This window comes from Pseudidiomarina taiwanensis (genome assembly GCF_003987435.1).
Classification (GTDB): Bacteria; Pseudomonadota; Gammaproteobacteria; order Enterobacterales; family Alteromonadaceae; genus Pseudidiomarina; species Pseudidiomarina taiwanensis.
On the sequence record NZ_PIQG01000002.1, the window covers coordinates 395,978 to 405,467 of the forward strand.

The 9,490-nt window shown below is 52.3% G+C and carries 8 protein-coding genes; all 8 read right to left on the minus strand.

Translation table 11 applies throughout. The annotated features are described in order from the left end of the window. Positions 1–117: 117 nt before the first annotated feature. The 8 genes from ftsZ to murD all read right to left on the minus strand — a co-directional run bounded on the left by ftsZ (position 118) and on the right by murD (position 9,471). Positions 118–1,320 carry a cell division protein FtsZ gene (ftsZ, locus tag CWI83_RS05740; protein WP_126826994.1) on the minus strand — a complete coding sequence of 401 codons (1,203 nt, stop codon included), beginning with the start codon at positions 1,318–1,320 and terminating at the stop codon, positions 118–120. Positions 1,321–1,388: 68 nt separating this feature from the next. Beyond that, the gene (ftsA, locus tag CWI83_RS05745) at positions 1,389–2,621 is read right to left on the minus strand and encodes a cell division protein FtsA (protein WP_126826996.1); all 1,233 of its coding nucleotides are present in this window, start codon (positions 2,619–2,621) and stop codon (positions 1,389–1,391) included. Between the two features lie 20 nt (positions 2,622–2,641). Further along, complete coding sequence (locus tag CWI83_RS05750; protein ID WP_241969879.1) at positions 2,642–3,373, minus strand: cell division protein FtsQ/DivIB; 732 nt, start codon at positions 3,371–3,373, stop codon at positions 2,642–2,644. Between the two features lie 2 nt (positions 3,374–3,375). Continuing rightward, the gene (locus tag CWI83_RS05755) at positions 3,376–4,302 is read right to left on the minus strand and encodes a D-alanine--D-alanine ligase (protein WP_126826999.1); all 927 of its coding nucleotides are present in this window, start codon (positions 4,300–4,302) and stop codon (positions 3,376–3,378) included. Next, on the minus strand, positions 4,302–5,771 hold the full coding sequence (gene murC, locus CWI83_RS05760; RefSeq protein ID WP_126827001.1) for a UDP-N-acetylmuramate--L-alanine ligase: 1,470 nt from the start codon (positions 5,769–5,771) through the stop codon (positions 4,302–4,304). The genes CWI83_RS05755 and murC overlap by 1 nt, the downstream gene beginning before the upstream one ends. Further along, complete coding sequence (murG, locus tag CWI83_RS05765) at positions 5,758–6,873, minus strand: undecaprenyldiphospho-muramoylpentapeptide beta-N-acetylglucosaminyltransferase (RefSeq protein ID WP_126827004.1); 1,116 nt, start codon at positions 6,871–6,873, stop codon at positions 5,758–5,760. The genes murC and murG overlap by 14 nt, the downstream gene beginning before the upstream one ends. Beyond that, entirely contained in the window at positions 6,870–8,096 is a 1,227-nt protein-coding gene (ftsW, locus tag CWI83_RS05770; RefSeq protein ID WP_126827006.1) for a cell division protein FtsW, read from the minus strand. The genes murG and ftsW overlap by 4 nt, the downstream gene beginning before the upstream one ends. Next, positions 8,083–9,471 carry a UDP-N-acetylmuramoyl-L-alanine--D-glutamate ligase gene (gene murD, locus CWI83_RS05775; protein WP_126827009.1) on the minus strand — a complete coding sequence of 463 codons (1,389 nt, stop codon included), beginning with the start codon at positions 9,469–9,471 and terminating at the stop codon, positions 8,083–8,085. The genes ftsW and murD overlap by 14 nt, the downstream gene beginning before the upstream one ends. Positions 9,472–9,490 lie beyond the last annotated feature (19 nt).

Here is a 9,490-nt window from a genome sequence, read left to right on the forward strand (position 1 = left end):
CTTCACCTGTCATCTGACCAGTAAAAGGCGCGATAGTTTAACGAAATTGCACGTTTTAGGCAATTTTTTTACCGGGTTTACCTTATTTTTACGCAAGTTAGCGGCACATTCGCCGCATTAATCCACTTGTCGGCGTAAAAATGCCGGAATATCCAGGTAATCCAAATCGCTTGCCGGCTTGGCTTGAGCCTTTTGCTGTGGCGCTTGATCATGTTGCTCAGCTTCTACTTCAGGCTCATCTTGCTCGGCCAGTTGCCGCGCTGTGGCGGTATTATCATAACCACCGCTGGTGCGCGGTTGTGGCTCGCGACGCGGCTGGGCTTTGGTGTTAACCAGCGAAATATCTGGCTTACGCTCAGCTCCGATACCGGTTGCCACCACAGTCACACGTAGCTCTTCAGACATTTCTGGATCGATGACGGTACCGACAATCACAGTCGCATTTTCTGAGGCAAAGCCTTTGACTGTGCTACCAACCACATCGAATTCATCGATACTCAAATCCATACCTGCGGTAATATTGACCAATACGCCGCGGGCACCAGAAAGATCGATGTCTTCCAACAGTGGGCTGTTAATCGCCATTTCCGCTGCTTCTTGCGCACGGTCTTCACCACGAGCGACGCCGGTCCCCATCATTGCAGTGCCCATTTCGCGCATGACTGCTCGGACGTCGGCAAAGTCGACGTTAATCAAACCAGTGCGAGTGATTAAGTCGGCGATCCCCTGCACGGCACCAAGTAAGACATCATTGGCCGCACCGAAGGCATCTAGCAGACTGGTTCCGCGCCCGAGAACTTTCAATAATTTCTCGTTAGGAATGGTGATTAATGAGTCAACATAGCGCGCCAGCTGAGCGATCCCTTCATCCGCAACCGCCATCCGCTTATTGCCCTCGAATGGGAACGGCTTAGTCACCACGGCGACGGTCAAAATACCCAATTCGCGCGCAACCTCAGCTACCACAGGTGCAGCACCGGTCCCGGTACCACCGCCCATGCCCGCTGCGATAAAGATCATGTCTGCACCTTCTAAATGCTTGCGGATCTCTTCGCGGGTCTCTTCTGCCGCTTGCCGACCCACTTCTGGATTGGCGCCAGCACCGAGACCTTTGGTGATGTCATCACCAAGCTGAATAGTGATGTGTGCACCGTGATCGCGGAGCGACTGCGCATCGGTGTTAGCGGCAATAAATTGCACACCTTCAATCGATTCGCTGATCATATGTTTGACGGCGTTACCCCCACCGCCACCGACACCGATGACTTTAATGACTGCATCGCTGTCAAAGTTGTCGATAACTTCGAATACTTCTGACATGTTGCTTCTCCTTTACCTGCTTATTGTACTACCCCAGATTCTTATTTTTCTATAAAAAAATTAATATCTTAAAACTCACCTTTGAACCAACCATGAAGGCGTTTCCAAACACCCATGACATTACCTTCGCGCGCTTCTTTCGCGCGCATCGCTAAATCTTCTTCACCAAAGCGCAACAGCCCGACTGCCGTGGCATAGGTTGGATCTTCGACATAATCACTGAGACCTTTCATGCCCAGTGGTTCGCCTAAGCGCACTGGCATCCGGAAAATCTCTTCAGCGAATTCAATCGCACCTTCCATGCGGCCGCAGCCTCCGGTCATGACAATCCCTGCGGCGATTTGATCTTCTAAACCACTTTTCTCGATTTCTTCACGAATTAATTCAAATAATTCTTGATAGCGCGGTTCAACCACCTCGGCCAAAATATGGCGCTGCATCACCCGCGATGGCCGGCCACCGACCGAAGGCACTTCGATGTTGTCATCCTTACTGACTAAATCACGCAGGGCACAGGCATATTTGGTTTTAATTTCTTCCGCATAAGCCAGTGGTGTGCGGAAGATCTTGGCAATATCACTGGTCACTTGGTTTCCTGCCGCCGGAATCACTGCGGTGTGGCGCAGCACACCCTCGGTGTAGATGCAGATATCAACGGTACCCGCGCCCATATCAACCAAAGCCACGCCAAGATCTTTCTCATCTTCGGTCAATACCGAATAACTTGAAGCGAGTGCAGAGAAAATCATCCGATCCACGGCTAAACCGCAGCGCTCAACAGCTTTTTGAATATTTTTCGCCATGTCGTTGGCGCAGGTAATAATGTGCACCTTGGCTTCCATCCGCACTCCAGACATACCAATTGGGCTTTTGATGCTTTCTTGCGAATCGATGACAAATTCCTGCGGTAACACATGCAAAATACGCCGTTCTTGTGCAATCGGTACCGACTTGGCGGCATGAATCACATTATCGACGTCATCTTGGGTTACTTCCGCTTCATTAATCGGCACCATGCCACTTTCGTTTTGGCAGGCAATGTGACGACCCGAAATATTGATATAGGCCGAGGCAATCCGGCAGTCGGCCATCAATTCAGCCTCTTCTACCGATTTTTGGATCGATTGCACCACCAGGTTAAGATCGTTTACACCCGCCTTATCCATACCACGCGCCGTTGCTGCCCCAACACCAATAATGCTGATGCCGCCATCGGGAATCATTTCGCCGATTAAGGTAACAATTTTGCTGGTGCCAATATCAAGACCGACGACCATATTGCGTTCTGTTGTTTTCGACATTGCTGTGCAACTCTCTTGTGTTATGTCTGTGGCTGACGCCAACTTACCGCAACCCCTGTGTCGTATCGCAAATCGATATATTCCACTGCGGTATCTTTATAGTCTCTAATCTCTGGGTACAAATCGATAAAGCGTTGTACCCGCTCTAGCAGCCCTTCGCGGCCTAACTTCAATTCGATGCCTGATTCGAGCACCACAGTCACCGCAAAACGGTCGGATAACTGCAAACTACTCAAAGCAAACCCATTTAACTCTAATAATTCCAATACCTGCCGATAACTCTTAACAGTTTCTGCAACCGCATGTTCCGGACCCGCTAAATAAGGTAGCGGCTGCTGTAGTCTCGACTTATCCGCTTCAAACACCAAGCCCTGTTCGTTGACCATGGCTTGCGGTCGTTGTTGGGCGTTCCAATGCGCCAGTGGCCGTTGCTCGCGCAAGTATACTTTTAATAAATCCGGCCACTCTTTGCGGACCGAAACGCTATACACCCATGGCATCGCCTCAAGTTGGGCACGAATCTCATCAACCTCCGCCGAAAAGAAACTGCCCAATGGCCGTTGCTGTAATTGCTCCCGCACTTCGGCAGCACTTACGTATTGCAACTCGCCCTGCACCACCAAACGCTTCAGTGGCACCTGATTGGCATCCATCGCCACATAATACAGCCACACCGCAGTCGCAATACTGCCCATGACGACACTGATAAAAAAGCTGAAACCCAGCCAAAATTGCCAGCGTCGAGCGGCCACAATTAATCCCTTGCCCCTTGCATACTTAATTCCAAAATACGCACAACTAAATCAGTAAAATTCAAGCCATACACTGCTGCCGCCTGCGGGACCAGACTTTTTTCTGTCATCCCCGGCACTAAGTTCGCCTCAAGCAATTTGTAATGCCCCGCATGATCACACATCACATCAATACGGCCCCAGCCAGACCCACCAAGGGCCTCAAAAGCACGCTTGGCCAGATGCTGCAAGGCGCGCTCTTCGGTATCTGAGAGCCCTGCTGGGCAATGATACTGCGTATCACCCGACTGATATTTCGCCTCATAATCATAAAATTCATGGCTGGTTTCGAGACGAATTGCCGGTAAGGTTTCATCGCCTAAAATACCTACCGTATACTCCGGCCCCGCCAACCAGGCTTCGACTAGCACTTCATGGTCATATTGATGTGCGGTTGCGAGAGCTTCTGTTAGTTCCGTTGCGCTAGACGCTGAACCCATGCCAATACTTGATCCCTCACGCACCGGTTTTACCATTACCTTACCGCCTAAACGTTGCAATAATTGCTGAGCGTCAACTAACTGCCCTCGCTTGATCACGGTACTTTTCGCGACCGGTAAATCGAGGGCTTCCCAAATATGCTTGGTGCGACCTTTATCCATTGCTAGGGCACAGGCTAAAACACCACTGCCGGTATACGGCATGCCCATATATTCCAGTGCGCCTTGTACGGTGCCATCTTCACCACCACGGCCGTGTAAGGCGATAAAGACCCGGTCAAAATCGGCTTCTTGCAATTCATTCAGCGAACGCTGCTGCGGATCAAATGGATGCGCATCCACTCCTGCTTGTTGTAGTGCCGCTAACACCGCAGCCCCTGAGCGCAGCGAGATTTCGCGCTCGGCGGAATCACCGCCCATCAATACTGCGACTTTGCCAAAGCGATGCATTATTGCTCTCCTTGTTGCGCTGATTCGAGCTGACCAAGTTCTGTGGCTGCCAACTGCTGCGCAAGCGCACCGATATTGCCGGCCCCTTGGGTCAACACCAAATCATTTCCTTGCAAGACATTCGGTAGCACTTGGGCAAGTTCCGTCTGGCTCCCGACATAAATCGGCTCGACCTGACCGCGTAACCGCAGCGACTTGGCAAGCGCCCGACTATCCGCTCCAGTAATCGGACTTTCGCCGGCACTATAGACATCGAGTAACAACACGATGTCGGCACCACCTAGCACCTGCACGAACTCATCATATAAATCACGCGTCCGCGAATACCGATGGGGCTGGAAAATCATTACTAAGCGCCGCTCTGGCCAACCCGTGCGAGCCGCTTTAATGGTGACCGCGACCTCAGATGGATGATGGCCATAATCATCCACTAACAGAATATCTCCCGAGCCTGTGGGCGCGGCAAAATGACCGAGCTGTTGGAAGCGACGACCAATGCCAGCGAATTTATTGAAGGCGGCCAAAATCGCTTCATCACTAATGCCTTCGTCAGTCGCTGCAGCAATCGCCGCAAGCGCATTTTGGGCGTTATGCTGACCTGGCAAGTTCAAGCACACCTCGAGCGGTTCATGGCCTTGGCGATAAACGGTGAAGAAACTTTGTTCGCCCTGTTGCCGATAGTTGGCGCCACGCACATCGGCATCATCACTAAAGCCATAAGTCATAATTTGGCGGCCGATACGCGGCAACAATTCGCGCACATGAGGGCAATCGATACAGACCACGGCCAGCCCGTAAAATGGCAAGTTATGTAAAAAGTCGACGTAGGTATCGAGCAATTTATTGAAGTCACCGCCATAGGTATCCATATGGTCAGCTTCGATATTGGTGACAATCGAGACCATCGGCTGCAGATGTAAAAACGACGCATCGGATTCATCTGCCTCGGCGATCAAGTACTTACTACTGCCTAACTTGGCGTTGGTGCCGGCACTATTGAGCAAGCCCCCAATGACAAACGTCGGGTCTAACTCGGCCTCGCCAAAGACACTCGCGAGTAAACTTGTGGTGGTGGTTTTACCGTGGGTTCCAGCGACCGCGATACCATGCCGAAAGCGCATGAGCTCAGCCAACATCTCAGCGCGCCGCACAATCGGCACCAACTGTTGTTGGGCTGCCACCAGTTCAGGGTTATCCGCTTTAATGGCCGACGACACCACGACCACATCAACGGCAGCGACGTTATCGCTATGGTGGCCGATGGTAATGATGGCACCAAATTTACGTAGCCGTTGTACCGTTGCATTTTCAGCCAGATCCGAGCCACTTACTTGATACCCTTGGTTCAGCAGCACTTCGGCAATTCCACCCATACCCGCACCACCGATCCCGACGAAATGAATACGCCGTACGCGCCGCATTTCGGGCACGCTCACTACGGTAAAAGAAGGTGCTTTAGTTTGCGTCATAGTGCCCTGCCTTCATTTGTTCTGGGTTTGCATAGCGTTCACAATTCTCAACGACGCGCTGGGTTGCCTGCGGAAACGCCGCCGCTTGCGCCCGTTGTTGCATTTCATGCCGCACACTTGGTTCACTTAGCTGCAACAACTGCTGTAATAAGGGAGCCTGTTGCTGCAATTCAGTTTGCGGCAATAACATCGCAGCACCGGCGCGGACCAACTCCCGGGCATTAGCGGTTTGGTGGTCATCGACCGCATGCGGTAACGGGACAAAGACTGCGACTTTACCAAGCATGGCAAGTTCCGCAACGGTCAATGCGCCAGCGCGACAAATCACGATATCGGCAGCGCTATAGGCGCTATGCATATCATCAATAAATTCGGTGACCTGCACCTGCTCTAGCGCAAGTGCTTGGTAGCGGTCGCGTACTTCGGCTGCGCGCTCGCGGCCACATTGATGAGTGACCGCCAAAGGCTGTTTAAGCCGCTCAGCCAATTGTGCGAGTACCGCTGGCACGTGCTGGTTTAGCGCTTGTGCACCGAGGCTACCGCCCACCACTAAAATACGTAGACTTTTGCTTGTCCCTGAATTTGTGTTTGTTGCAGCTTGCTGCCATTCGCGGCGCAACGGGTTACCGGTGACTTCAGCCTGAGGCAGCTGTTGGCGTGCCGCGGCAAAGCCCACCATAGTGTGAGTGGCAAGACGCGCTAACAAACGATTGGTCAGCCCAGCAATCGCATTTTGTTCATGCACGAGCAAAGGCACCCCGAGCCAGCGTGCAGCTAATCCTGCAGGAGCACAGACATACCCCCCGAAACTCAACACCAATTGGACTTGCTGGGCTTGCAGAATCTTTTTCGCTGCCCGAGTCGCTTGCCATAAGGTCCAAGGTAAGCTCACCTTACGGGCCAAACCTTTGCCGCGTAAGCCTTGCATGGTAATGGTCTGGAGCTCAAAGCCAGCGGCTGGAACCACACGACTTTCCAGACGCCCTTCATCGGTACCGAGCCAAATAACGCGCCAGCCAAAGTCACGCAATTGCTCGGCCACAGCAAGCGCGGGAAAGACATGGCCACCGGTGCCGGCGGCAGCGATTAGAACCGTTCTCATCCGCGCCCTCCCATCCGAGGAGTGACCTTGAGTTGGCTTAAGCGCACTTCATAATCGAGGCGCAATAACACTCCGACTGCTACAAAACTCACCAATAAGCTGGTCCCGCCGTACGAGATAAGTGGCAAGGTAAGGCCTTTAGTCGGCAGCATACCGGCCGCACCGCCAATATTGACCATGGCTTGAAAAGCAAACCAAATACCAATGCCATAGGCCATAAAGCCACCAAACTGGAATCCTTGCCGGAGCGCTTTGCGGCCCAATTGCATGGCGCGGAACACCAAGCCAAAGACCAGCAACAGCACCAAACTAATGCCGATAAACCCGAGTTCTTCACCCACCACGGCCATAATAAAGTCGGTATGCGCTTCAGGCAGGTATTGGAGTTTTTGAATACTGTTGCCAAGCCCCTGGCCAAACCAATCCCCGCGGCCAAAGGCCATCAGTGATTGGGTCAGCTGATAGCCGCTACCAAAGGGGTCTTCCCATGGATCAAGGAACGAGGTGACCCGGCGCATCCGATACGGCTCGACAATGATCAGCAGGGTAATCAATAACGCCATCCCAATCACAATCGCGAAAAACTGCCATAAGCGCGCTCCCGCCAGGAATAACATGCCCACTGCGATCGATGCCATCACCATCAAGGAGCCAAAATCAGGTTGTAATAACAGCAGACCCGCAAACACCATCAACACCAACAAGGGCTTGATAAAGCCGCGTAAGTTTTCTTGCACTTGGTCCATCCGCCGAGTCAGATAGCTAGCCATGTAGGTGACGAAAAATAATTTCGCCAGCTCTGCGGTTTGCAGGGTTAATGGGCCGACTCGAATCCAACGTTTGGCGCCATTGACCTCATGACCGATGACTAGCACCACGGTGAGCATCAGCATCCCACCGAGCAACAACAGGGCTGAGGTTTTAAACCACCACTGTACCGGGATTTGCAGAATCACTGCGAGGCAGGCGAAGCCAAGTAATAAATACATGCCGTGGCGGAGAGCAAAGTGAAACGGGTTATCCGTTAAGCGCTCAGCGACGGGGAAAGATGAACTGGTTACCATGACAAAACCGAGCGCCACCAATGCCAGCATCAACCACAAAATCACCCGGTCATAAAGCTGTGCTTCACCGGCTTGCCACCAATTATGCAGACGTTGCCACAGAGTCGGTTCGAGTGAACCTTGGATACCCAGTTCAAGTTGCTGTTCAGGCCGCGCCATAATACGCCTCCACAGCTTGAATAAAACGCTCACCGCGCTCTTGGTAATTGGCAAACATATCAAAGCTCGCACACGCTGGCGCGAGTAAAACGAGGCTACCTGGCGTGGCCACTTGCGCCGCTAACGCGACCGCTTGCTGAAGGTCTTTGGCGCTTTGATGAGTCTCCGAGTGCGGATACACACTGGCGATGCGTTGACCGTCTCGACCTATGGTAATGAGCTCATCTACCGCCTTCAGTGCTTCTTTAAACACGCTGAAATTCGCTTCTTTACCCTCACCGCCCGCAATTAAGATGAGCTTGCCACTAACGACCGGGCGTAAGCCCGTAATTGCGGCCTCAGCGGCGCCAATATTGGTCGCTTTTGAATCATTGATCCAACGTACCCCGTCAAATTCTCCGACCAGCTGACAACGATGTGGCAGTCCGCTGAACTCACGAATAACCTGCAGCACAGGTGCCGCAGTGATGTCGATGCAAAGCGCTTCTGCTAAGCCACAAGCGGCTTGAATATTCAATAGGTTATGAACCCCGGAAAGCTGTAATTCGGTGCTCGCCAACAAAGGCTGCTGCGCGCGTTCGATGTGAACCGGCTGGGTTGCCGTTAAACCATAAATATGGGGCGCCTCTGGCTCACTTGGGTGCGCCGAAAAGGTACGCTCCGCGGCAACGGCTTGAACTGGCTTGGTGCTATATTGATCGCGATTCCAAATCGCAGTGTGGGCATGGGTGTAGATGCGCTGCTTCGCCTTTTCGTAATCTTGCCGACTGGCGTAGCGGTCTAAGTGATCATCGCTAAAGTTCAAAATGGTTGCGGCTTTAAGCTCAGTGTGCGCCATCAACTCGAGCTGAAAACTCGAAAGCTCTAACACATAAACATCAACAGCAGCTGTAGTCGTCAGCAAATCCAATACTGGGGTACCAATATTGCCTCCAACAGCGACGCGCTGCCCGGCCGCTTGCACAATTGCAGCGGTTAATTCGGTTACGGTGGATTTCCCGTTCGACCCGGTTATCCCCACAATGGGTTGCTGCACTTGTGCAGCAAATAAGTCGATATCACCCAATAGTGGAATGTCGGCATCGATTGCCATTTGCAGAACCGGATGACGCAAATCAATGCCGGGGCTAACAATCAAGGCATCAAGGCCGAGCACCTGTTCAACTTGGAAATCGCCAAAATAAGCGCTGAGTGATTGACCGAACTCAGCCTCAAGCTGCTGCACTCGTTCTCCGACCGCAGCTTCACTGCGACTATCGAATAGAAACGGGGCAAAACCTTCACGGAGTAGATAGCGCGCAACAGACAGACCGGTTTGACCGAGCCCGATCACCCCTATATCTGTGTAGTCTGTTAAATTGACCCGCGTTGTCATACTCTCTTTTTACCTTCTA

What these genes read in the sequence shown, in the direction of transcription:
- ftsZ (WP_126826994.1), bottom strand. Translation starts at nt 1,320, where the DNA reads ATGTCAGAAGTATTCGAAGTTATCGACAACTTTGACAGCGATGCAGTC.
- CWI83_RS05755 (WP_126826999.1), bottom strand. Translation starts at nt 4,302, where the DNA reads ATGCATCGCTTTGGCAAAGTCGCAGTATTGATGGGCGGTGATTCCGCC.
- murC (WP_126827001.1), bottom strand. Translation starts at nt 5,771, where the DNA reads ATGACGCAAACTAAAGCACCTTCTTTTACCGTAGTGAGCGTGCCCGAA.
- murD (WP_126827009.1), bottom strand. Translation starts at nt 9,471, where the DNA reads ATGACAACGCGGGTCAATTTAACAGACTACACAGATATAGGGGTGATC.
- ftsW (WP_126827006.1), bottom strand. Translation starts at nt 8,096, where the DNA reads ATGGCGCGGCCTGAACAGCAACTTGAACTGGGTATCCAAGGTTCACTC.
- ftsA (WP_126826996.1), bottom strand. Translation starts at nt 2,621, where the DNA reads ATGTCGAAAACAACAGAACGCAATATGGTCGTCGGTCTTGATATTGGC.
- murG (WP_126827004.1), bottom strand. Translation starts at nt 6,873, where the DNA reads ATGAGAACGGTTCTAATCGCTGCCGCCGGCACCGGTGGCCATGTCTTT.